Annotated in this window: 19 protein-coding genes; 14 read left to right on the forward strand and 5 right to left on the reverse strand. The window is 59.6% G+C overall.

All coding sequences use genetic code 11. The annotated features are described in order from the left end of the window. Nucleotides 1-246: 246 nt before the first annotated feature. Entirely contained in the window at nucleotides 247-576 is a 330-nt protein-coding gene (locus ACQ7C1_RS12450) for a hypothetical protein (RefSeq protein WP_430958480.1), read from the forward strand. Nucleotides 577-1,159: 583 nt separating this feature from the next. On the opposite strand, the gene ACQ7C1_RS12455 is transcribed toward ACQ7C1_RS12450, so the two are convergent. Continuing rightward, complete coding sequence (locus ACQ7C1_RS12455) at nucleotides 1,160-1,270, reverse strand: hypothetical protein (RefSeq protein ID WP_430958627.1); 111 nt, start codon at nucleotides 1,268-1,270, stop codon at nucleotides 1,160-1,162. A gap of 324 nt (nucleotides 1,271-1,594) precedes the next feature. On the opposite strand from ACQ7C1_RS12455, the gene ACQ7C1_RS12460 reads away from it, so the two are divergent. The 3 genes from ACQ7C1_RS12460 to ACQ7C1_RS12470 all read left to right on the forward strand — a co-directional run bounded on the left by ACQ7C1_RS12460 (nucleotide 1,595) and on the right by ACQ7C1_RS12470 (nucleotide 6,994). Beyond that, nucleotides 1,595-3,577, forward strand: a complete 1,983-nt coding sequence (locus ACQ7C1_RS12460; protein WP_430958481.1) for an acyltransferase family protein — start codon at nucleotides 1,595-1,597, stop codon at nucleotides 3,575-3,577. A gap of 207 nt (nucleotides 3,578-3,784) precedes the next feature. After that, complete coding sequence (locus tag ACQ7C1_RS12465) at nucleotides 3,785-5,302, forward strand: FAD-dependent oxidoreductase (RefSeq protein ID WP_430958482.1); 1,518 nt, start codon at nucleotides 3,785-3,787, stop codon at nucleotides 5,300-5,302. A gap of 324 nt (nucleotides 5,303-5,626) precedes the next feature. After that, nucleotides 5,627-6,994 carry a DUF882 domain-containing protein gene (locus tag ACQ7C1_RS12470; RefSeq protein WP_430958483.1) on the forward strand — a complete coding sequence of 456 codons (1,368 nt, stop codon included), beginning with the start codon at nucleotides 5,627-5,629 and terminating at the stop codon, nucleotides 6,992-6,994. A gap of 616 nt (nucleotides 6,995-7,610) precedes the next feature. On the opposite strand, the gene ACQ7C1_RS12475 is transcribed toward ACQ7C1_RS12470, so the two are convergent. Then, complete coding sequence (locus ACQ7C1_RS12475; protein ID WP_085780156.1) at nucleotides 7,611-7,892, reverse strand: DUF982 domain-containing protein; 282 nt, start codon at nucleotides 7,890-7,892, stop codon at nucleotides 7,611-7,613. A gap of 278 nt (nucleotides 7,893-8,170) precedes the next feature. Here ACQ7C1_RS12475 and ACQ7C1_RS12480 point away from each other — a divergent pair, with 278 nt between their 5' ends. The 4 genes from ACQ7C1_RS12480 to ACQ7C1_RS12495 all read left to right on the forward strand — a co-directional run bounded on the left by ACQ7C1_RS12480 (nucleotide 8,171) and on the right by ACQ7C1_RS12495 (nucleotide 10,354). Next, entirely contained in the window at nucleotides 8,171-8,443 is a 273-nt protein-coding gene (locus ACQ7C1_RS12480; RefSeq protein WP_430958484.1) for a BON domain-containing protein, read from the forward strand. 122 nt (nucleotides 8,444-8,565) lie between these two features. Further along, nucleotides 8,566-8,961 (forward strand): DUF1236 domain-containing protein, encoded by a 396-nt coding sequence (locus ACQ7C1_RS12485; RefSeq protein ID WP_430958485.1) that lies wholly within the window; start codon nucleotides 8,566-8,568, stop codon nucleotides 8,959-8,961. 97 nt (nucleotides 8,962-9,058) lie between these two features. Further along, a complete protein-coding gene (locus ACQ7C1_RS12490; RefSeq protein ID WP_430958486.1) occupies nucleotides 9,059-9,886 on the forward strand; it encodes a DUF1236 domain-containing protein in 828 nt (275 codons plus the stop codon). A 141-nt stretch (nucleotides 9,887-10,027) separates the two neighbouring features. Continuing rightward, entirely contained in the window at nucleotides 10,028-10,354 is a 327-nt protein-coding gene (locus ACQ7C1_RS12495) for a GYD domain-containing protein (protein ID WP_085779083.1), read from the forward strand. 91 nt (nucleotides 10,355-10,445) lie between these two features. On the opposite strand, the gene ACQ7C1_RS12500 is transcribed toward ACQ7C1_RS12495, so the two are convergent. Both ACQ7C1_RS12500 and ACQ7C1_RS12505 read right to left on the reverse strand, forming a co-directional pair. Next, nucleotides 10,446-11,444, reverse strand: coding sequence for an ABC transporter permease (locus ACQ7C1_RS12500; protein WP_221113397.1), 999 nt, complete (start codon nucleotides 11,442-11,444; stop codon nucleotides 10,446-10,448). A 34-nt stretch (nucleotides 11,445-11,478) separates the two neighbouring features. Beyond that, nucleotides 11,479-12,156: an ATP-binding cassette domain-containing protein gene (locus ACQ7C1_RS12505; RefSeq protein ID WP_245362101.1), complete on the reverse strand. Its 678-nt coding sequence runs from the start codon at nucleotides 12,154-12,156 to the stop codon at nucleotides 11,479-11,481. A gap of 322 nt (nucleotides 12,157-12,478) precedes the next feature. On the opposite strand from ACQ7C1_RS12505, the gene ACQ7C1_RS12510 reads away from it, so the two are divergent. Continuing rightward, nucleotides 12,479-13,459 (forward strand): NAD-dependent epimerase/dehydratase family protein, encoded by a 981-nt coding sequence (locus ACQ7C1_RS12510; RefSeq protein ID WP_430958487.1) that lies wholly within the window; start codon nucleotides 12,479-12,481, stop codon nucleotides 13,457-13,459. A 47-nt stretch (nucleotides 13,460-13,506) separates the two neighbouring features. Beyond that, the gene (locus ACQ7C1_RS12515) at nucleotides 13,507-14,499 is read left to right on the forward strand and encodes a sugar-binding protein (protein WP_097597076.1); all 993 of its coding nucleotides are present in this window, start codon (nucleotides 13,507-13,509) and stop codon (nucleotides 14,497-14,499) included. A gap of 42 nt (nucleotides 14,500-14,541) precedes the next feature. Here ACQ7C1_RS12515 and ACQ7C1_RS12520 read toward each other — a convergent pair whose 3' ends face one another. Beyond that, the gene (locus ACQ7C1_RS12520) at nucleotides 14,542-15,417 is read right to left on the reverse strand and encodes a LysR family transcriptional regulator (RefSeq protein WP_183699263.1); all 876 of its coding nucleotides are present in this window, start codon (nucleotides 15,415-15,417) and stop codon (nucleotides 14,542-14,544) included. A gap of 127 nt (nucleotides 15,418-15,544) precedes the next feature. Between ACQ7C1_RS12520 and ampC the strand changes: the two genes are divergently transcribed. The 4 genes from ampC (at nucleotide 15,545) to ACQ7C1_RS12540 (ending at nucleotide 22,346) form a co-directional block, all read left to right on the forward strand. After that, nucleotides 15,545-16,699, forward strand: a complete 1,155-nt coding sequence (ampC, locus tag ACQ7C1_RS12525; RefSeq protein ID WP_430958488.1) for a class C beta-lactamase — start codon at nucleotides 15,545-15,547, stop codon at nucleotides 16,697-16,699. A 353-nt stretch (nucleotides 16,700-17,052) separates the two neighbouring features. Continuing rightward, nucleotides 17,053-18,033 (forward strand): NAD-dependent epimerase/dehydratase family protein, encoded by a 981-nt coding sequence (locus ACQ7C1_RS12530; RefSeq protein WP_430958489.1) that lies wholly within the window; start codon nucleotides 17,053-17,055, stop codon nucleotides 18,031-18,033. 138 nt (nucleotides 18,034-18,171) lie between these two features. After that, nucleotides 18,172-19,350 carry a glycosyltransferase family 2 protein gene (locus ACQ7C1_RS12535; protein ID WP_430958490.1) on the forward strand — a complete coding sequence of 393 codons (1,179 nt, stop codon included), beginning with the start codon at nucleotides 18,172-18,174 and terminating at the stop codon, nucleotides 19,348-19,350. Then, nucleotides 19,344-22,346 (forward strand): glycosyltransferase, encoded by a 3,003-nt coding sequence (locus tag ACQ7C1_RS12540; RefSeq protein WP_430958491.1) that lies wholly within the window; start codon nucleotides 19,344-19,346, stop codon nucleotides 22,344-22,346. The genes ACQ7C1_RS12535 and ACQ7C1_RS12540 overlap by 7 nt, the downstream gene beginning before the upstream one ends. Nucleotides 22,347-22,349 lie beyond the last annotated feature (3 nt).

The raw sequence follows: 22,349 nt of genomic DNA on the forward strand, positions 1-22,349 counted from the left end.
ATCGAAATTGTTGAATTATCGGCTTTTGCGCTCTTCCTCATAACGGCAATATCGGCAGCGCAATGCTAACCGCTCCGGAAAACTCGTTATTTTCAATATCGGCGAATAGCGGCCGCAGCCGGCGTTAGCACGGTGTTAGCGTAAGTCATCTACCATAGCGACACTATCGGAAAACCGGTTTGTCCGTTGCAACAGGGACAAATGGACGCTGGGGATCCCGGAAACGCCACGGCTTACGGAGATTGCATGAAACCGGTTCTAGCCAGCCTGATATTGTCGTCTGCCATGCTGCTGCTATCCAGCGCGTCTGGATTTGCCGCTTCTGGCGGATGGCAGTCGGATGGGCAAGGCACGAGATATTGGCATGTCACCCCGCCGCCCGGGCAATGCAATATAAGTCAGGCGAAAAACCGTGCGCTTCGGGCCGGCATCTATCGCAGCGAGATCATGCAGCAGGATGAGAATATCATCGTGCTCAGAGGTCTGGATGAATCGGGCGACCGGCGAACGATCGGTTTCGCCAACATCAGGGGCTGCCCTGAGTTGGAAGGCTATGAGGAGAGCCCGAAATTCTGAGGGCATGGTTAAAGCCGACTCTCGCAGTAACTGGCTCCGGCAACTAATTGCATAGCGCATCGGACGACGCGACCGGTCGGCCCGGGCCTCAAGACCGTCCAGGTGTCCGCGAACCCTTGGAAAACGATCTCCCGAAAACAGTGCGACGCCTGCTCCAGAAATACCCCATTTACCTCCCGGCGGGGATTGGAAGTGTGAAATCACCTTTGATTTCGTTGACATTATTCGTGATCGCTAAGGCTTTCAATCCCCACGATTCCCCGCCCCCGCGCCGGAGGTACACCGTCGCGGCACTTGTTGAAAACAGGCGGCGACCGCCGCGCTTTTCAAGTAAGAGACTCCATGCCTGAACAGGGCTACAGTCAGCCAAGATCGAAAGATGGAAATAAGTGGAGCAATAGACTCAACGACAAAATCGTGTCGCCGATTATTGGGGGCTACCAAGCGCATATTTACGTTCTGAAATGCATGATGGCAAAGTGCCAATCCTGCGTAAGTGGCACGACCTGATCACCGATATCGTGCGCGATTGTCCATGGAACCGTAATGAGCCGAGCTTTGGGAGCTGCTTCAAATCGATCTGTTACGAAGCGGCGGATATAGGCGGGACAAACGCCACGACGGACGCGACAGCATTGACCGTAACCAGACCGGTTATGTCTCGATCTCTTTGGGCGGCAAGCTGGATGGCAATGTTACCGCCGAGCGAATGGCCTACGAGTAGAACAGTATCGTGCCCCTGCCGGAGGACGCCCTGCCACTGCTGCCTCCCAACTCAACGAGTACAGGCACGCCAGACGGGGAGCCGCCGCTGGCGCGGGCCGACCGGGAATACAAATGAGCGCCCCTGAATGCTGATTTACAACAGCGCATAAAATAACGACTGAAATCGACCACGCCCGCAAATCTTTTATCGGGCCGTACTGTTCTCCCGCCAGGATCTCTGTGCTAGGCAGCCCCAAAAGCGCGCCACTGATGCGCGACCAGAGTTACGCTCTCGATATCGAAGGCAGTACGCTTGAAGGTTTACCGACCAGAGATTGACGGCCTAAGGGCCATATCGGTGATAGCGGTTATTCTCTATCACGCCGAGTTCACGGTGGCCGGCCGCACGCTGCTTTCCGGTGGGTACATCGGCGTCGATGTATTTTTTGTGATCAGCGGCTTCCTGATTTCCCAGATTTTGCTGACGGAGATCGAAGCGACGGGGCGTATCGATTTCCTTAAATTCTATGCCCGGCGTGCGCGCCGAATTCTGCCTGCGTTGTTCGCAGTCATTTTCGCGACGATGCCTTTCGCCTATTACTTTTTATTGCCGTTGGAACTCACGGACTACGCCAACTCCGTAGGTTCTTCGCTCCTGTTTGCATCGAATATCTATTTTTATTTTACTGCGGCCCAGTACGGAGAGCCCAACACCCTCCTCAAGCCTTTTCTGCACACCTGGTCGTTGAGCGTCGAAGAGCAGTTTTATATCGCCTTTCCGATCTTGTTGCTGATTGTGCGCCGATACCTGAAATCGAACTTTTTGCCATGCGTGTTGGTGGCGGCAGCCCTCAGCTTCGTATTCTGTTTCGTCACGGTACGGCACGATCCGCAGCAGGCCTTCTATTCGCCGCTCACCCGGGCCTGGGAACTGCTGGCCGGAACACTGCTCGCCTATTACGAGCTCAGACGTGGACGGCCTCGCCCCCAGCCGTTGCTCGCGGCGGCCGGGCTTATCCTCGTTCTTGGTTCACTCATCTTGTTTGGAAAGGATACGGTTCACCCTGGCCGGGTAACTGTGATCCCCGTCGTCGGGACCTGCCTTGTGCTCGCATTCGCCAGCCGTGAGAACGCAGCCGGGCGCCTGTTGGCTTCTCGACCTGCGGCGCTCACCGGATTGGTGTCCTACTCCTTATATTTGTGGCATTATCCGGTCTTCGCTTTCTGGCGGCTGACAAGCTTGGATTTCGGCAAGGGCGACAAGTTTCTCGCCATCGCAGTGACGGTCCTGGTCTCAGTCGTCAGCTTTGTCGTCATTGAAAAGCCGCTTCGCCACACCAGGAGAAGCCGCGCTCTCTGGATCACCCTGAGCTCATCCGTTGCAACCATCGCAGCTGTTGTCCTTTCAGCAATCACGATGGCCGGTTTTCCTCACAGGCTGGATGAAGTCTATTCACCTGTCGCGCAGGCGAACGAAGCACGGCTCGAAAGCACTTTTCTAAGCTTGAACGACAACATTCAAGCTGAGAAGCCCGTTATCTTCATCATTGGAGACTCGCACGCCAGAAATTGGTCGATTGCGCTGAAAAATTACGTCGATACCGATCGGTATCAAGTCGTGGCGCTCAGCTATTTGAACTGCATGGTGGAGATCAAGAACGATAGTGTGAAGGCCCCCTCACGCGCCAGCATTTACGACAAATACTGCATTCCCTTTGAAAAATATATCAACGACAAATCATTGCTCAGCCGAACGAAAGCGATCTTCCTCACGAGCCTTCGGCCTTTCGAATACACCGTCAACCCGTTCAGGTTCGAGCTTATTTCCTGGATGAAAAGCCACTCGGATAATGCGCGCGTTTTCGTGTTCGGAAATTATTTCCAGCTCGACGAATTGCACTCGTGCCTGGGCCTGATGTTTCAGAGAAAATCCGACGCCTCTATCTGCCTGCGATCGGCGAGCTATCCGCCGGCCAACCAGCCTTTAGAGCAACTGCCATTTTTCCCCTCCGATCTTCCGTTCACCTACGTCGATATCGTCAAGCTTCACTGCGATTACGACAAGGAGAAATGCCTCACCAGCAGCAGGGGTGTTCCATTCATCACAGACTGGAACCATATGACAGCCGAATTTCTGACGACGTTGATTGGTGACATTCTGGAAAAGAAAACCGCCGATCTACGCAGCGACGGTCTCCTCGATTTCCTGGTACCGCCGCACGCCGGGCAGGCCGAACGAACGGCAAGTTCTGAGCCGGCCGCTGGTCCCGCGTCTTCCGCTTCTCCATCAAATTAAGCGGCGAGATGCCGGGAACGCCGGTGAACCTGGTGTTCAAGCCCGAGCTTTCGGCATCCCGGTAGGGCTGATCTCAATCATCAACGCTTGATGCGCGGCGCCGAACCTGCCGGAAGCAGGCCCTCGGTTTCCAAAGCGCGTGATGTCTCGACGGAACTTTTGCGTGCCTTCTTCAATTTAGGAAATACTTGTTCGGAGATGTGCGCCATGAATGTGAGCGACGAAAGAACTGTCTCCTTGTGGGCCTCGCTCAGGGTTATGCCCGACGCCACTCCACTCGCTGGGAACGATGAGGCCGATGCCGTTGTCATCGGCTCCGGAATTGCCGGCTTGTCGGTAGCCTACGAACTCGCCCTTGCAGGGCAGAAGGTTGATGTCATCGATCGCGGCCAGATAGGCAGCGGCATGACGGCCCGCACGACGGCGCATCTGTCATCCATATGCGACGACTATTTTTCCAAGTTGATTGATCTTCGAGGGCGCGATCTGGCCCGGCAGTTTCATGAGAGCCAATCGGCTGCGATCGACCGGATCGAAGCGATCCAAGGGTCCGAAGGTATCGCCTGTGATTTCAGACGTGTCGACGGGTTCCTGTTTCCATCGTCCGAAGGTGAGGAAGCCGATCTCAAACGCGAATTCGACGCCGCACTGCGAATCGGCGCCGCGGTCGAAAAAGTCACGGGCCTGCCATTTGCGGGATGCGCTGCGACACCCGCGCTTCGCTATATCAATCAGGCGACCTTCCATCCGCTCAAATATCTCCGTGGGCTGACGGCGGGCATTCGCGCTCGCGGCGGCAAACTCTTCTGCGACACGGTGGTCGAGCAGGTCGAGGAGACAGAATCCGGTGTCCGTGTGTCGACGAACTCCGGCTTCAGCATCACCGGCAAATGGGCCGTGGTCGCCACCAATTCGCCGATCAATGACCGCGTCGCCATTCACACCAAGCAAGCGCCGTATCGGACCTACGCGATGGCTTTCGAGATCAAACGCGGGGCGATCGCAGATGGGCTCTATTGGGACATGGAAGATCCCTATCATTACGTGCGTCTGCAACCCGGTGACGGCGCGACGGACTTTCTCATCGTCGGCGGTGAAGACCACAAAACCGGCGCCGTCGACGATGCCGGAGAGCGCTTCGCCGCCTTGACGGCCTGGACCAGGCGTCTGGTGCCGGATATCGGAGCCGAGACCCATCGCTGGTCGGGCCAGGTCATGGAGACGATCGACTACGCCGCCTTCATCGGCCGCAATCCCGGCAATCGACGCGTGTTCGTCGTCACCGGCGATTCCGGCGAAGGCATGACCCATGGCGTGGTCGCTTCACTGTTGATCCGCGATCTCGTTCTCAATGGCGACAGTCCGTGGCGGGAACTTTACGAGCCCTCGCGCAAGACGCCCCGGGCGATCGGCGATTACCTGATGGAGAATGCGACGGCGATCAAGAATTTCGCAGAGTATGTCGCGCCTGGCGAACGCGATTCCGTCGATAAGTTGCAGCCCGGTGAAGGCGCCATTGTCCGGGAGGGGCTCACCAAGATCGCCGCCTTTCGAACAGAGGCTGGGGTGCTCTACAAACAATCGGCATCTTGCACCCATATAGGCTGCCACGTGCACTGGAATTCCCTTGAGCGCTGCTGGGATTGTCCTTGCCATGGCTCACATTTCGCCGTCGACGGCACCGCTTTGAACGGCCCGGCTGTCTCGCCGTTGGCCGGCATTTAATAGTCCCTTCTGTTGCTCATTCAGGTCCCGCAGGCGGGTAAGATGATCAGACGGCGAGGGCCGGCATGATCGGATGGTCGTGCCCTGAAAGTTCTTCGCGCTTACGGGCGAGACGGAAGGTTTGATGCAACCGCCTCGCCCAGATCAAGCTCAAAGTGGTGCGCACATGAACGGGCTTGACGCCTCGGACGGCCCACATTCAATTCGCCAAACCTCCACATGCGCTCGTTAGCAATTTGTTGACCATAAGCTGCCTTTACTGGGTCTGATGGATGCGGAGGTTTCCCCCCGTCATCGAAGGTTTGGTGTGGGACGGGATTGGTCGTGCTGGAGTATTCACAGGGTTTGTCGGGTGAAGGCTTGGGCGAAATTGCCGCGCTCCTGTCGCGGGCCAAACGCTTCGCAGCGCAGACCATTCTGCCGGCTCTCTTTGCGCTGCCGGCATTTGCCGGTTCTGCATCCCTTGCCTCGGCGGAAGATCGGGCGCTGAAGCTTTTCTTCACCCACACGGGCGAGAGGGCCACGATCACCTACAAGCGGGATGGAAAGTTCGATTCCAGGGGCCTTGCCCAGATCAACCGGTTTCTGCGCGACTGGCGAAGGAATGAGCCGACACGGATGGACCCGCGGCTGCTCGACCTGGTCTGGGAGGTGTATAAGAAGAGCGGCGGCAAGGATTATATCCACGTCGTCTCGGCCTATCGTTCCCCTGCCACCAACAACATGCTGCGCAACCGTTCGCGCAGCACTGGCGTCGCCAAGAAGAGTCAGCACATGCTGGGCAAGGCGATGGATTTCTACGTTCCCGGCGTGAAGCTTGCGACGCTGCGTGCCATTGCCATGCAGATGCAGGTCGGCGGTGTCGGATATTATCCGACCTCGGGATCGCCCTTCGTGCATCTCGACGTCGGCAATGTCCGGGCCTGGCCCCGCATGTCCCGGCAGGAACTCGCGCGCATATTCCCGAATGGGAAGACGATGCATCTTCCGGCCGACGGCCGGCCGCTGCCGGGATATGATCAGGCGGTTGCGAACTACAGGAAACGCGTCAGCTCCACCTCGATCGAGATCGCCAGCACCGCGGGAGAAGACGAAGACGCGGGAGCCTCGACTGGGTCGAGCAGCGATACGAGAGACCGCAAGCTGTTGACGGCGCTGCTGCCGACGCCGAAAAGCCGGGCATTGAATGCGCTGGCACTACAAACCGGCGCGGTCGAGCGGGATGACGAAGGCGCCGCGCCCGATCTTTCATCTCTCCCGATTCCGATACCGGCGATGCGCCCCCTCCCCCTGGCGCAGGACGCGGGCGCGGACGACAGGCTGGTGACTGCCTCGATCGGCCCGATTGCAGCACTTCCGGAGAGACGCTCGCCCGCATTGCCGGCTCACGCGCGTTTCCATCCCGTCGTTGCCGCACAGCAGACCTCCAGACAGGGCGCCGACATGATCGCCTCCCTGCCGATGACCGCTTCCTGGGAAGAAGCAGATTTCCTTGGGTCGACGTCCGAAGCGGCGCTGATGCAATGGGCGCTGCATTCTCCCGGCGCGGCGATCGGATTGAGCGCGCCTCGCCTTTCCCCACGCACGGTCCATCGCGAGGCTAATGTCGCGGCTTCAGACGAGAACCCCGTTCCGGTCGCCGCCACAGGTCCGTTCGACGCCGACGGGTTTTCGCCGCTCCCGGAGGGTTGACCACCGAAAAACGACAGATGCATAGGGGTCAGAAGTCGTTTCTAAGCTTGCGTCAGAGAATTGCTCCGGTGCTGTGGGTACAATGGCGGAGAGCTAATGGCGATACGGCAATAGCAGAGATGCTCTTCTCTCCGTACCCATCGGATCAACAGAGCTGTTAAAATATCTCAACGCAAGGTTTGAAATATATCATCACTCGCTCAGCGCTTCTGAGCCGTATCAACAAGATCATAAGTCGTAGGAACTTCTTCAATGCCCGTGAGTTAAGAGTGCGGATGTGATCGTCGCTCAGTCGACTTTGCATTTGTCCTTTCCAACTCTTCGCAGCCCCGCAATCCAGCGGGGCTTTTTTTGCTGAAGTACTTTGCTCTGTACGGCATCGTACGGAAACTCTTCCGGCCCGCCGGCGTTTCTTGCTTCGGATCGCGCAGAGGGAGCCTCTCCTGTCTCCGCGCGCACCCCTATGCTCTGTGCGATCCACACTACCTCGAGACTTTTCTGAGATCCGATTGCGAACAGCGGCAAGGCAACGCGTAAATCGATGATCGCCGCCGCCGCCAGCATTTCATGCGGCCTGAACGGCGTTGTGCATATGCCACCGGCTCATCTCACTGTCTCAGTGAACAACCGCGATCACCCGTATCCCGGCTTCCTCCGCGGCGCGAATGAGGGCGGCGCGCGCCATATCGGGCGAAATATTGCCCTGGATCGCGTCCAGGCAAGTCTTTACAGCCGCTATGTATTCCCGGCCGTCATCCGTCGGCCAGGCGGCGACAAGCGCCCCGGCGACCTCGCCGAGCGACCGGACCAGCCTGTGTTTTTCCTGACCGCCCATCACAAGCATCAGAGGCGCGAAGTCTTCGCTTGTGTGCCAGTCCACAATTCCGACCGTCTGTATTGCCATTCGTTCCTTCACCTCACAAAGAAGCCTTTCCCATCCGCTGAAACGCAGGCGCCGGGTTCGGCAGGTTGGCGCTTCGCCAGGAGGTCTCGACGGTGTTTCGCGACAGACCAAAACCTTCCTGAGATGTCCCTTCAATCGGACGGGAAGCATCTAAGGCAGGTGATGCAGGGGAAAAGCCGGACCTAAGTCGGACTGGAAGGGCGGCCGCTGCTGTTCATATAATAGAGTCATGTAACCTGCAGGTCCGTGGAGGGGCGGAACGGGAGGAGGAGATGAAGTTCGGCCCCAATAACAACAACCACGAAGAGCGCTTTTCGCAAGGCCACAGTTCGGCAGCAACCGTCGCCACAATCGAAGCAGCCCTTTCCGCTGATCCCGACATCGACAGCAGCGCTATCGAGGTCAGGATGCTCGGTCCTGTCGTGCTGCTCGAAGGCTATATCACCAAGCCCGCCGACCGCGACAAAGCCATCGCGCTTGCGGCGATGATCGTCGGCGAGGAGAATGTCCACGACCGGATGCTGAGCCGTTTCTCCACGCAGTAGCGAGGGGTCGGCGGCTGGGACCAAGGTCGGCTAAGCCCCGGCCTCAAGTCCTAACTCCGGAACCGTTCCTCCATTATCCGGTTGGTACGCCAGCGGAACCAACCGCATCAATGGAGCAACAGATGAATATCAAAGCAGTAACAACTGCCGCTGGTCTCCTGTTGGCATCGACGTCTGCCTTTGCGCAGCAGTCGACGGTCACAGGTGCGGTCGGTGGCGCCGCGACGGGTGCGATCGTCGGCGGCCCGGTGGGTGCTGCTGTCGGCGGCATCGTCGGCGGCGTCGCAGGCAGCGTCATCGATCCGCCGCCGCCAAAGGTGGTGACCTATGTCGAGCAGGCTCCCGCCCCGGCTGAACGCGTCGTGGTGAAGGAGAGGGTCGTCGTCGGGCAGCCCCTGCCGGAGACCGTTGTCGTGACGCCAATTCCCGACGATCCGAAATATGCCTATGCGATCGTCAATGATCAGCGTGTGATCGTCGAACCTTCCTCGCGGACGGTCATCCAGGTCATCAAGTGACAGACGGGCGGCAAAGCCGCCATTCCAACAATCAGGGCGCGCATGTCACGCATGAGAATGCGGGCGGCACCGCCTGTTCGAACTTCGGAGAATGATCATGAGAAGCAACCATCTCACCATGCTTTTTGCAGCGCTGTCGCTCAGCGTTTCGCCGCTTGCGACACTGCCAGCCGCGGCCCAGCAGGACACCACCAAGAGCAGCGGCCAGACCCAGTCCGGTTCTCAAAGCACGGATTCCGGTTCGCAATCCGGGGCCGGCAAGACCGACTGCACCCCCGATGCTTCCGGGGCCTGCCCGCAGGGCAAGGGCCAGACGACGCAGCAGAAATCCGGCCAGGGCTCCGACATGAAAAAGAGCGCTGAACAGCCTTCCAACGACAACAGCTCGACGAGCGGAAGCACCTCGGGCAAGGCTTCGACGGAAACCAAGCCCGCAACGCCGGACGCCAGCGGCGCCACCACCACCGAACAGAAGCCCGCCGCCAAATCCGGCACGACCGATACCAGCGGCTCGGCCACCACAGGCACAAAAGGCACCACTACGCAGAGCGGCGATGCGACCAAGCAGTCGACTGATCAGAACGCGACGACGACAAACAAGAGCTCGTCGGAAACCAACGTCAACAACAACACGACGACGAACAAGCAGACTTCGAACACCACCAACGTCAACATCTCGGTCGAACAGCAGACCGAAATTCGATCGGTGGTGAAGGAGGTCCATGTCGCACCGGTGAAGGAAGTGGACTTCACGGTCTCCGTCGGGGTGAAAATCCCGAAAAAGGTGCGGCTCGAACCATTGCCGCCGCGCATCGTCAAGATCGTTCCGCAGTATGAAGGCTATCGCTTCTTCATCCTTGCGGATGGCCGGATCGTCATCGTCGATCCCGATGCGCTGACGATTGTCTATATCATCGAGGCCTAAGGCCTAACACGCAGGTTCCGGCGGCGTCTTTTTCGCCGCCGGGCGGCCCACCGACACCCGCCATCCAATACGCACATTGAGTGACTGGCCTTCCTCCCGGCTTGAGCGTTTACTCTGTCGCTCTGGCGGAGGAAGCAGACCATGGCCATGTATCTCACACGCTTCAGCTATACGCCCGAAACCTGGGCGCGCATGATCGAAAAGCCTGAGGATCGCCGCGAGGCGGCACGCAGCTACATCGAATCCGTGGGCGGCAAACTCCATGGGTTCTGGTATGCCTTCGGCGAGCATGACGGATGGAATTTGTGGGAGGCGCCCGACAACGTATCGATGGCGGCCGTCACGCTTGCGATCGGCGCCGGCGGCGCGCTCAGCTCGATCGAGACCACCGTGCTGCTCGAAGTCGAGGATACGATCCAGGCCTTGGAAAGAGCGAAGTCGATCCGATACCGCCCGCCGGCGGCCTAGGTTGCGGTAGCATCAAAGCGCGCCGAGACCTTTCGGATCCGCTCGCGCTTCAGTTCATTGTTTACGCATGCTGCTGTCGAAGAACCACAGCCTACTCGCTCTGCCGGAAATTCCGGATCCGATCGAACAGCACCGCCAGCACGATCGCGCCGCCGATAAAGGTCCCCTGCCAGAAGGCGTTGATGCCGAGCAGACCGAGGCTGTTGCGGATCACTTCGATCAGAGCCGCGCCGACCAGGGCGCCGAAAGCGGTGCCGACGCCGCCGGCGAGATTGGCGCCGCCAATGACGGCGGCGGCGATGACCTGCAGTTCCATGCCGGCCCCGATATTGGTGGTGACGGCGCCGAGCCAGCCGGTCTGGACGATGCCGGCAATGCCGGCCGACAGCGCCGAGATCATGTAGACGGCGACCTTGATGCGACGCACCGGAACGCCGGTCAGTGTCGCGGCGTGTTCATTGCCGCCGATGGCGAAGATATAGCGGCCGAACCGCGTCCAGCGCAGCACGAAGCCGGTCAGAAGCGCCAGAATGATCATGTAGAGGACAGGATTGGCGATGCCGAGAAACCAGGCGCCGCCGCCGAGCGCCAGGAGCTTGTCGTGATCGGGACCGAACTGGAAAACGACGGTGTTGTTGGAGGCGACCATGGCGAGGCTGCGCGCCACCGACAGCATGCCAAGCGTCACCACGAAGGGCGGGAAATCGAGATAGGCGATCATGACGCCATTGAAAGCGCCGACGACAAGCGCCGTGCCGATTGCGGCCGCTATGCCGATTTCGATGCCGTAACCGGCATGCATGGTGACAGCCAGCACCATGCTGCAGAGGCAGAGCACCGAGCCGACGGAGAGGTCGATGCCGCCGGTGATGATGACCAGCGTCATGCCGAGCGCGATGATGGCGACGAAGGTGACGTTGCGGGTGATGTTGTAAAGGTTCTTCGCCGTCGCGAAGGAATCCGTGGCAAAGGACAGGAAGAAGCAGGCGAGGATGACGGCGATCAGCACCCAGAAGGTCTGACTGCCGACGAACTCCGAAAGCCGGCTTCGCTCTCTCTGCGCAATCGTCTGATCGAGGGTAACTGCCATTGCTGACCTTCTTTTCTGCCCAGTTCCACGCCTCTCAAACCTGTTCGATGGCGCCTGTTATGAGACCCGTCACTTCCTCCGGCGAGCTCGCCGCAATCGATTTGTCGGCGACTTTCCGGCCGCGGCGCATGACGATCACCCGATCGGCGACGGTAAAGACGTCGGGCATGCGGTGACTGATCAGCACGACCGCGATGCCGCGATCACGCAGCTCGCGGATCAGGTTCAAGACCTCCGCCACCTGGCGGACCGAAATCGCAGCGGTCGGCTCGTCCATCAGCACGATCTTCGCTTCCGACAGCATGGTGCGGCCGATCGCCACCGCCTGCCGCTGGCCGCCCGACATCTGCTTGACGAGGTCACGCGGGCGGGTTTCCGATTTCAGCTCCTTGAAGATCTCGCCGGCGCGCCTGTACATCGTCTTGTAATCGAGCACGCGGAACGGACCGATGCCGCGGCGGAGCTCCCGGCCGAGGAAGACATTGGCGGCGGCCGTCAGATTGTTGCAGAGCGCCAGATCCTGATGAACGATCTCGATGCCGTGCTGGCGCGCCTCGACCGGCCGGTGCATGACGATCTCCTTGCCGTCGAGCCGCATCGTGCCCTCGCTCGGCCGGAAGTTGCCGGCGATCATCTTGACCAGCGTGCTCTTTCCCGCGCCGTTATCGCCCATCAGACCGACGACCTGGCCGGCTTCGAGCGTAAACGACACATCGTTCACCGCCTGGATGGCGCCGAAATGCTTAGAAATATTGGTGAGCTCGAGAACCGCTACCAGCCGACCACCCTCCCCGGAACCTGCAGGCCTGCCTTCGTCGCCGGTTGCCGAAGCCGGTTGCCAGTCAGACGCCTGCGATCTCGCTTTTGCCGATCTCCTCCCGGAAAAGCGATTTGGTTCATTAATGCAAAAGCGCCATGAATGGTCAATCAAATGTCCGCTAAAACGGCCTCTCATCACAAAAATCTATTTTGTACGACAAATAGAGATTGACGCCGGAAACGCGCGCATATTAGCTGTTGCTGGGGAGAGAGGTATGCTGATCCTTGTCACCGGGGCTACGGGCAAGGTCGGGCGGCGCTTCATTACTGGGCTGCTTGACGAGCCGCGATTTTCCAAGGCACGCATTCGCGCGCTTTGCCATAATCGCGTGCTTGAGGAAACCGACCGCGTCAGTGTCGTGAAGGGTTCGATCGCCGACAGCAATGTTGTCGCAGCGGCCATGGACGGTGTCACCCATGTCCTGCATCTCGCCACCTGCAAGGAAACGCCCGACAATGTGATGGATGTTACCGTCAAGGGGCTGTTCTGGCTGCTGGAAACCTTTCGCCTAAGCCCGACGGCGCGGCAGTTCATCTTGATCGGCGGCGATGCCGGCGTCGGCCATTTCTTCTATCGTCACGACGGGCCGGTGACCGAAAAGACGCCGCATCGCGCCTATCCCGGCTGCTACGCGCTCTCCAAGGTGCTGGAAGAGGTGATGCTCGAGCAGTTCGCCATCCAGTATGGCATCAACAGCTGCTGCCTGCGGGCGCCCTGGATCATGGAGAAGGACGATTTCAAATATACACTCTCCTTCGGCGACGATGTCTTCGGCGGGCCGGACTGGAAGAGCCTGGTGCCGCCGGCCGATGCGGAACGTTATGCGCGCGACGCCACGGTGCCGCTGTTGCGCGATGCCGACGGGCGGCCGCTGAAGCGCAATTTCGTCCATGTCGACGATCTCGTCTCGGCGATTCTGGCGGCGATCGACAATCCGCGCGCCGTGGGGCAGCTTTTCAACATCGCGATGGATCGGCCGGTCGATTACGGCGAGGTCGCCGCTTATCTCGCCCGCACGCGCGGGCTCGGCTCCGTCGATATTCCGAGCGAATATCACTCGAACTGGATGGACAACAGCAAGGCGAAGTTCCTGTTGGACTGGCGCCCCGTCTACGATCTGGAAAAGCTTATCGATTCAGCCTGGGAATACCGGCGTTCAAGGGAGGAGCCTCGTATCGTCTGGTATCCCGGTTGATAACAGGGCGGACGAAGGCGTCCGCCTTTTCACAAAGGGAGGAAGCTATGAGGAAGGCATTATTGCTGGCTGCCGCTGCAGCTCTGGCGTTCACGGCCGGCGAGGCCATGGCCGCCAAGAAGCAGCTCGTTATCGTCGTCAAGGGTCTCGACAACCCGTTCTTCGAGGCGATCAACCAGGGCTGCCAGAAATGGAACAAGGAAAACGCTTCGGCCGAATATGAATGCTTCTACACCGGCCCGGCATCGACCTCGGATGAAGCCGGCGAGGCGCAGATCGTCCAGGATATGCTCGGCAAGGCCGATACGGCGGCGATTGCCATCTCGCCGTCGAACGCCAAGCTGATCGCCCAGACGCTCAAGACGGCCAATCCGAGCGTGCCTGTCATGACGCTCGATGCCGATCTTGCCGCGGAAGATTCCGCTCTGCGCAAGACCTATCTCGGCACCGACAACTATCTGATGGGGGCGCGGATCGGCGAATACATCAAGAAGGCCAAGCCGAAGGGCGGCAAGATCTGCACCATCGAAGGCAATCCCGGCGCCGACAACATCCTGCGCCGCGCCCAGGGCATGCGTGACACGTTGAGCGGCAAGAAGGGACTAGACGCCCTTAAGGGTGAAGGTGGCTGGACCGAGGTGGCGGGCTGCCCGGTCTTTACCAATGACGACGGCGCCAAGGGCGTGCAGGCGATGACCGACATCCTCGCCGCCAATCCCGACCTCGACGCCTTCGGTATCATGGGCGGCTGGCCGCTGTTCGGCGCTCCGCAGCCCTATCGCGACCTGTTCAAGCCGATGGCCGACAAGATCGCCAAGAACGAGTTCGTCATCGGCGCCGCCGACACCATCGGCGACGAAGTGGCGATCGCCAAGGAGGGCCTGGTAACCGCGCTCGTCGGCCAGCGGCCTTTTGAAATGGGCTACAAGGCGCCGACTGTGATGATGGACCTGATCTCCGGCAAGAAGGTCGATGATCCGGTCTTTACCGGGCTGGACGAGTGCACCAAGGATACGGTGGACACCTGCATCCAGAAATGACGCCGCGTTCGGAGCGCCCATTCCGGTGGGCGCTCCCCTGGACTACCTTTCGATCTCCGAAAAGATCCAGTCGGAAAAAGCGCGCATGGCCGCCGTGATCGGCCGCGACTGCAGGCGCGTCAGCCAATAGCTTCCAAGCGAGATGGCGGTGGCGAAAGGCTGCACGATCGCGCCCGAGCAGAGGTGCCTTGAAAACATCGAGGGCGGGGCGAGCGCCACGCCCAGCCCCTGGAGGGCCGCCTCCATCATGCCGACGGAGGAATCGAAGACGATGCCGGCATTGACCTGGGCGGCCGGCGGCACGCCCGCGGCCTGAAACCAGGTGCTCCACTCATCCGTGCGGTAGCTGCGAAGCAGTGTCGCTCCGGCAAGGTCTGCCGGCGATCGGAGATCATCGGCCAGTTTCGGGGTGCAAAGAGGCGAAAGCGGCGCTTCGAACAGGCGCTGCGCCTCAGTGCCGTGCCATGAGCCGCTGCCGAAGCGGATGGCGAAATCGAGCCCTTCCGCCGCCGGATCGACGCGGTTGTTGTTGGTGGAAATGCGCAGATCGATGAAGGGATGCCGGCGCTGAAAGCCCGCAAGCCGCGGCAGGAGCCAGCCGACGGCGAAGGTTCCGACGACACCGAGGAACAGCAGTTCGCGCACCTGCCCGGCCTCGATCCTGTCGAGCGTCGTCGCCATCTGGTCAAAGGAGGCGGTGACCGTCGGCAGCAGCGCTTCGCCTTCCGCGGTGATCTTCAAGCCGCGGGGAAGGCGCTGGAACAGCGCCACCCCCAACCGCTTCTCCAGGCCCTTGACCTGCTGGCTGACGGCCGCCTGGGTGACGCAGAGTTCGATTGCAGCGCGGGTGAAGCTCAGATGCCGCGCGGAGGCTTCGAAAGCCCTGAGGCCGTTTAGGGGAAGGAATTGCCGAACCATGTGAGCCCTAGAAATTCTTGTGGCTGTTGCGAGATATCATCGTTTGCGGTCATAAAACAGCGTAGCTAATCCCCTCCTCGGCGCATTTTCTGCGCTGCATCGACCTGGCGATTTGGAGATGATTGATATGAAGAATGTGGGGATGGGAATTTTATCGGCCGCCTTGATCTCGGCATGCACTTGCGCAAGCGGCTTTGCCGCCGATGCCGCGAAAGTGAGGGCGATCGCCGACGCCGCGATCAAGCCGGTCATGGAGAAAAACGCCATCCCGGGCATTGCCGTCGGCATCACCGTCGATGGAGAGCAGCACGTCTTCACTTATGGCGTCGAATCGAAGGAGACCGGCCGGCCGGTGGCGCCGACGACGCTGTTCGAACTCGGATCGATCAGCAAGACTTTCACTGCGACGCTGGCATCTTACGCTGACGCGAAGGGCGGGTTTTCGCTTGACCGCAAGGTGAGCACATATCTGCCGGCGATGAAGGGCAAGCCGTTCGGCGATGTCGTGCTTATCAATCTCGCTACCCATGCCGCCGGCGGATTTCCGTTGCAGCTGCCCGATGACGTCAAGACCGAAAAGCAGCTGCTTTCCTATTTCGCCGCCTGGCAGCCCTCTCATGCGGCGGGGACGCAGAGAAGTTACGCCAATCCGAGCATCGGCATGCTCGGCTATATCACCGCGAAGGCCATGGGCGGCGATTTCGCCGCCCTTATGGAAGGCAAGCTGTTTGCGGCTCTCGGATTAGAGAGCACCTATATCAATGTGCCGAACTCGCGGCTGGCCGATTATGCTCAAGGTTATAAGCGCAATGGCGAGCCGGCGCGGCTGACGCCGGCCCTGCTCTCCTCGGAAGCCTATGGCGTGAGATCGACGGCCGGCGACGTGATCCGCTTCGTCGGCGCCAATATGGGCGTGGTCAAGCTCGACGGAACACTGCAGCAAGCGATTATCAGTACCCATACCGGATATTTCAGCGTCGGGGCGATGACCCAGGATCTGATCTGGGAGCAATACGCCTATCCCGCCACCCTGGCGAGCCTGCTCGAAGGCAATTCGCCCGCGATGCTGAAGACCATTCCGGTTTCTGAACTGCGGCCGCCGATGAAGCCGCGTGACGACGTCTGGATCAACAAGACCGGCTCGACCAACGGCTTCGGCGCCTATGTCGCCTTCATTCCGCAGGAGCGCCTTGGAATCGCCATTCTGGCCAATAAAAACTATCCCAACGAGGATCGGATTGCCGCAGCCTATCGGATATTGACCGCACTTACAGCCGACTGATCGGAAATGGGCGCAGTCGGCGTGACAGACCCAAAGCGGCTGTTCACCCGTCGGACCTTGAAGCACACGGAGGGCAACACTCTGAATCAACGTGCTCGTCTCGCGTCGGACTTTAGCCCGATGCGCGACCGCACCCTTGTGATAGACCCTTGGCGGCCGGACATGCTGTGGCCGAGCCGGCTGCAACGTATGTCCAACGACCGTAATCTCGCCGCTACTACCGGGAGTAAGTGCAAATTAATAATTAAGATTAATGCGCGAGTATTTCCTGGAATATCTCTAAGCAATTGCCAGTCCTCATAGGGAATGCTAATAAACAACTACCTTTCTTGAAGTCATCAGGGGCAATGCAAATGAAAACTGTATTGATTTCGGGCGGAGCTGGTTTCATCGGATCGCATCTGTGCGATCGACTTCTGCTTCGGACTGACGTTCAGAAACTCGTTGTTGTCGACAATCTTTGGACCGGACTTTTCGAAAACATCGAACACATTAGGGACCCGCGTTTCCACTTCGTGAAATCGGATGTCGAAGCCTTGCAGACCTCCGATAAATTCGACGAAATCTACCATCTCGCCTCTCCCGCATCGCCGCCCTGGTATATGAAGGAGCCGAAGCGGACGATTTCCGCCAATCTTCTCGGGGCAATGCGGCTTCTCGATCTCCTGAAAAAGGGGGGTCGTTTCGGCTTTACCTCGTCTTCCGAAGTCTATGGCGATCCGCTCGTCTCGCCGCAGCCGGAATCCTACAAGGGCCAGGTCGACTGTACCGGCCCACGCTCGTCCTACGACGAGAGCAAGCGCTGCACGGAATCGCTGCTGTTCGAGATGCAGCGTACCCAGGGGCTCGACGTCAAGGTCATCCGTCCCTTCAACATTTATGGCCCGAGAACCCGCGCCGACGATGGGCGGGCGGTCTCCAACTTCATCACCCAGGCGCTTTCGGGCCGCCCGATCACCGTGTTCGGCGACGGTCTGCAATCCCGCAGCTGGGGCTATGTCGACGATATCGTCGACGGTTTCGCCCGTTATTTCTGGATAAACCAAACCGACTATAAGGGGCCGCTGAATATCGGCAACGATCGCGAGATTTCGGTTCTCGAGGTCGCGCAATATGTCTCCCGGCTCGTTGGCGGCGTGCCGATCGTCTTTGAGCCCTCCCCCCCGCAGGATCCCACCAACCGGCGGCCAGACCTCAGCAATGCGAACTACGTCATGCCCGAGTGGTCGTGTAAGATCAGTTACGAGCAAGGCGTGGCCCTGACGCTCGAATGGTTCAGGGAAAAAATGAAGGCCGAGAAGCAATCATCACAGCTGCGCAGCGCGCATCGTTGATGCCGACGGCTTGGGACGGCGCGCGGCCTTTCGGACGCGCGAAGGGCGCCGATATTCTGAACCGGCGCATCGTGCCGTCAGATCAGCCCGATCTAGGGCCGATGCGCAAGGTTGAAGGGTGCGATCGAGAGAGCGTTGATGCGAGAACCAATTCCGGCTGATCTGAAGGACATCCGCTTTCCCGTACCAATTCGCTATCTGGATCTCGCCTCGGCCGAGGTCGATACCGGCTCATCCGCCCTTTCCGAGGGGTTGGTGATCTTTCTGTCGGATGGCCTTCCCGTAGGACAGGCCTATGTCGACAAGCCAGAGAACACGGCCGCACTCGCCTTGCGCGTCGTGCAGCCCGAGACGGTCGAGCATGCGCATCAGGTCGCGCAAATCCCGCTTAAAAATCACGACGTCAGTATTCTGATCTGCACCAAGGACCGGCCCGACGAGCTGGCCCGCTGCTTGGCATCCATCCCCAGACAATCTCTTCCGCCGGTCGAGATCGTCGTTGTCGACAACGCATCGGCCGGCGATGGCACGCGTCGTGTCGCAGAGGCGGCCGGCGCCACCTATGTCCGTGAGGATAGGATCGGCCTCGACTATGCCCGAAACGCTGCCGTGCGCGCGGCAACGACGGAATTCGTCGCCTTCACGGACGACGATGTGGTGCTTCACGAACGATGGCTCGAGAACCTGATGAAGGGGTTCGACCAGCCCGAAATCGGGTGCGTCACCGGCCTTGTCCTTCCCGGAGAGCTTTCCACGCCCGCGCAACTGATATTCGAAAGACACTGGGGGTTCGGCCGAGGCTATCGGCGCAGGGACTTCGATCGGCACTTCTATCGCAGCCATAAGCGGCATAAAAATCCCATGTCGATGGTCGGCGCAGGAGCAAGCCAGGCGTTTCGTCGCAAAGTGTTCGATGAATGCGGATTATTCGACGTCCGACTCGGCGCGGGGGCGGCTGGGTGTTCGGACGACTCCGAATTCTGGGATCGGCTTCTCCATCATGGCCATACTTGCCGCTACGAGCCGACCGCGGTTTCGTGGCATTTTCACCGCAAGGACATGGAAGGGCTGGCAAAACAGATCCATCAATATATGAAAGGCCATGTCGCTGCGCTGCTGATCCAGTACCAGAACACCGGCAAGCTGGGCAATCTGCGCCGCATGCTGATGTCGCTCCCCTGGTATCATCTCAAAAGGTTCGCGAAGCGGCTCGAACGCGGAGCGACTTCGGACAACTTCTTTCTGAAGGAAGAGGTTCTGGGGAGCCTGCAGGGCGCATTCTATCTTCTCGGCCGCTGGAAAATGCAGCCATGGTGACGGCGTCGAGACCTGCGATCTCCTTTCTCATCCCGGCCTATAATGCCGCCGGTACGCTGTCGGATTGTCTGGGCAGCCTGCAAAATCAGACGATATCGAACTGGCAGGCGGTCGTGGTGGATGACGGCTCGACCGACGGGACTTGGGAGCTCCTTGAAAGCCTTGCCAACGCGGACGGGCGGATTACGCTTTACCGTCAACCGAATGCCGGTGCCGCCGCCGCACGCAATGCAGCCGCTCAGCTTGCCGCTGCGCCTCTCCTCTGCATGCTCGATGCCGACGACTGGCTGGATCCCGCCTTTAACGAAAGCATGCTGCCGATCGCCAGCAACCAGTCTCAGCCACTAATCGCCCATTGCAGCTATCGCCGCGTCACGGCCGACGGCCGGATGCAGAAGATCGAGCAGGCGCATGATCTTACCGGAGATCGTGCTATCCAACAATTTTCGTCAATTTGCGCTCTGGCCATTCATACGGCAGTCTTTCCCAAGCGCCTTTTTACGGAACTGGGCGGCATGGATGTCACATTACAAACCTGCGAGGACTGGGATCTCTGGCTTCGCATGGCGTTCGCCGGGGCTCGATTCCAGCGGGTGGACAAATGCCTGGCCTTCTATCGCATGAAGGCCGGCTCTCTGTCGTCCGATCCGATCAGGATGATGCGGGACGCGATTGTCGTGACGGAAAGGGCGCGGGCCTTGCAAGTTGAGCGGAGCTTGCCGACGCAGGGCGAGGACGACGCTTGGCCGAAGCCGGCCCTTAGCCAGCTTCGCATCTTCATTTGGATCGCGTCGATGCATCTTTGTGCGGAAACCGATCCCAAGGACCTGGCCGAGCTTCTGCCGGAATTTCCCGATGGCTCGGGCCACGAAGACATGATGGCGGTGGCCATCCTTCATGGGTTGCAGACGGGCCAATCGGTTGAGAATACTGCCGCCCTGATCGACCTGATGGACTCGTGGGCACCGGCAGTCGCGCGGCTCCTCGCCCTCATCGAAAGCCATTCGCTGGCGGGAACCGCACGAAAGACAGAGCAGCTTCTTGCCTGGCGGCTTTCATCAGAAGCCGTCTCGCGTTCTTTTAAGCTCGGACGCGTCCAGACTGTGGGCGTCGACGTCAACAAGCTCGCGAAGATTACCAAGGCCGTCGAAGCCGATACGCTGGTACTGCAGCTTTCGTCCGGACAGAAACATATCGGTGCCCACGTGGGGCCGCTATGGGGAGATCTGTCGGTCGGCGCATTGGTTCGCCTGATCGTCCGGGACATGCATGCAGGCGGTCGGCTGCCCACGCCCAGGACCTTCGACTATGCGCGCCACTGGTTATTCGAAACCTTGCGTAACTATAGAGGCTTCCTTGGGATTCTTCGTCGGGGAGGACGACGGCGGGGACGCCTCGGCCGCCTTGTCCAGTCAACGCGCGACGCAGCTCTTATAAAATCTCTGGCAGGCGACGGGGAAACGGATGACCAGCGCCTTTCGAAGGCAGATCGGCAGAATGAGCGCTTGCATGGCGCGATATTAGCCGAGCGTCGCGGAAAAAAGACGGGAAAGGAAGCCCTTTTGTCAGAGGCCGCTTCCAAAGAGGAATATTGGGAACGGGTCTTTGAGCATCCCGACCCATGGAACTACGTGTCGATCTACGAACAGGTCAAATACGAGCAGACGCTGGGCCTTGTCCCGGAAGGGATAGGCAAGGCATTGGAACTTGCCTGTGCGGAGGGGATATTCTCCGCCAAGCTTGCGCAAAAGGTCGGGACGCTGACGGCAACGGACATCTCGCGTCGTGCGATCGAAAGAGCATCCGAGCGCTGCCGAGAGTGCGGGAATGCCGAGTTTCGTGTCCTGGACTTCGCAGGCGAGGACATTCCTGGCGGACAGGACCTGATCGTCTGTTCGGAAGTCCTCTATTACATGGATGACGAACAGGTCTTGGAGCGGGTCTGCCGAAAGATTGCCGCAGCACTGAAGCCGGGCGGCTGTCTGATTACCGCTCACGCCCATCTCCGGCGAGACGAGCCCGAAAGGACCGGTTTCGATTGGGACAATCCGTTCGGTGTCGGCACCATCAGGAAAGTCTTTTCGAACCTGCCGGACCTTACCCTGGAAGAAACGATCGAGACCGAGCTTTACGCCATTCATCGGTTCCGCAAGCGTGAAACGTCCGTACACACAATGCGGAATGAACGGCACGGTGTCCCATTGGACACGGAGGTGGCCAAGCACATCATCTGGGGACCGGCCGGTGTCGAACGAGTGGCGGCGTGGTCGAACGAAGTGACGACCTCGATCCCGGTGTTGATGTATCACAGAATCGCGCGCGAAGGTCCCGATCGGCTGCGGCGTTTCCGGATCGCGCCGGAGATGTTCCGCCAGCAGATGCAGTTTCTCCGGCGGCAGGGCTACTATGGGCTGACGGCCGATGCGCTGGCCCATCTGCTTCAGGTGGGAAAGCCCATACAGGGGCGGCCGGTCGTCCTGACCTTCGATGATGCCTATCTCGATTTTTTTACCGAAGCCTATCCCATCCTTGTAGAGAACGGCTTCAGCGCCGACGTCTTCGTCGTGACGGACAAAGTGGGCGGCCGATCGGATTGGGATGCGGCTTACGGTGAGCCAGCCCCTCTGATGTCTTGGAACGACATTGAGGATCTCCATCGAAAGGGCATCCGATTTGGGTCTCATCTGGAAACCCACACGCCGGCGAGTGCGCTGGATAACGCCACGCTACTGGCCGAAGCGGTTCATTCTCGCAAGACGCTGGAGAACCGGCTCGGCGCGGCCACGACATCTATCGCTCTCCCCTTCGGCTGCACCGATTTCCGTGTTCCCGGAATTCTGGCCGAGGCGGGATATCAAATTGGCTTCACCACCAGGCCGGCAAAAGCGGGCTTTTCGGACAAGCTGCTGTCACTCCCGCGCCTTGAGGTACGCGGCGATTTACCCATCACGGCGTTTGCCGAACTGATGGGCCATCCCAACGCCTTTATCGGATAATGC

The sequence above is a fragment of the Rhizobium sp. Nf11,1 genome (assembly GCF_050587665.1).
In the GTDB taxonomy this organism is placed as follows: domain Bacteria; phylum Pseudomonadota; class Alphaproteobacteria; order Rhizobiales; family Rhizobiaceae; genus Rhizobium.

Excerpts from the sequence above, each read along its gene's own strand:
- ACQ7C1_RS12465 (WP_430958482.1), top strand. The coding sequence starts at position 3,785 with ATGAATGTGAGCGACGAAAGAACTGTCTCCTTGTGGGCCTCGCTCAGG.
- ACQ7C1_RS12540 (WP_430958491.1), top strand. The coding sequence starts at position 19,344 with ATGGTGACGGCGTCGAGACCTGCGATCTCCTTTCTCATCCCGGCCTAT.
- ACQ7C1_RS12500 (WP_221113397.1), bottom strand. The coding sequence starts at position 11,444 with ATGGCAGTTACCCTCGATCAGACGATTGCGCAGAGAGAGCGAAGCCGG.
- ACQ7C1_RS12450 (WP_430958480.1), top strand. The coding sequence starts at position 247 with ATGAAACCGGTTCTAGCCAGCCTGATATTGTCGTCTGCCATGCTGCTG.
- ACQ7C1_RS12510 (WP_430958487.1), top strand. The coding sequence starts at position 12,479 with ATGCTGATCCTTGTCACCGGGGCTACGGGCAAGGTCGGGCGGCGCTTC.
- ACQ7C1_RS12515 (WP_097597076.1), top strand. The coding sequence starts at position 13,507 with ATGAGGAAGGCATTATTGCTGGCTGCCGCTGCAGCTCTGGCGTTCACG.
- ACQ7C1_RS12485 (WP_430958485.1), top strand. The coding sequence starts at position 8,566 with ATGAATATCAAAGCAGTAACAACTGCCGCTGGTCTCCTGTTGGCATCG.
- ACQ7C1_RS12520 (WP_183699263.1), bottom strand. The coding sequence starts at position 15,417 with ATGGTTCGGCAATTCCTTCCCCTAAACGGCCTCAGGGCTTTCGAAGCC.
- ACQ7C1_RS12530 (WP_430958489.1), top strand. The coding sequence starts at position 17,053 with ATGAAAACTGTATTGATTTCGGGCGGAGCTGGTTTCATCGGATCGCAT.
- ACQ7C1_RS12495 (WP_085779083.1), top strand. The coding sequence starts at position 10,028 with ATGGCCATGTATCTCACACGCTTCAGCTATACGCCCGAAACCTGGGCG.
- ACQ7C1_RS12490 (WP_430958486.1), top strand. The coding sequence starts at position 9,059 with ATGAGAAGCAACCATCTCACCATGCTTTTTGCAGCGCTGTCGCTCAGC.
- ACQ7C1_RS12480 (WP_430958484.1), top strand. The coding sequence starts at position 8,171 with ATGAAGTTCGGCCCCAATAACAACAACCACGAAGAGCGCTTTTCGCAA.
- ampC (WP_430958488.1), top strand. The coding sequence starts at position 15,545 with ATGAAGAATGTGGGGATGGGAATTTTATCGGCCGCCTTGATCTCGGCA.
- ACQ7C1_RS12535 (WP_430958490.1), top strand. The coding sequence starts at position 18,172 with ATGCGAGAACCAATTCCGGCTGATCTGAAGGACATCCGCTTTCCCGTA.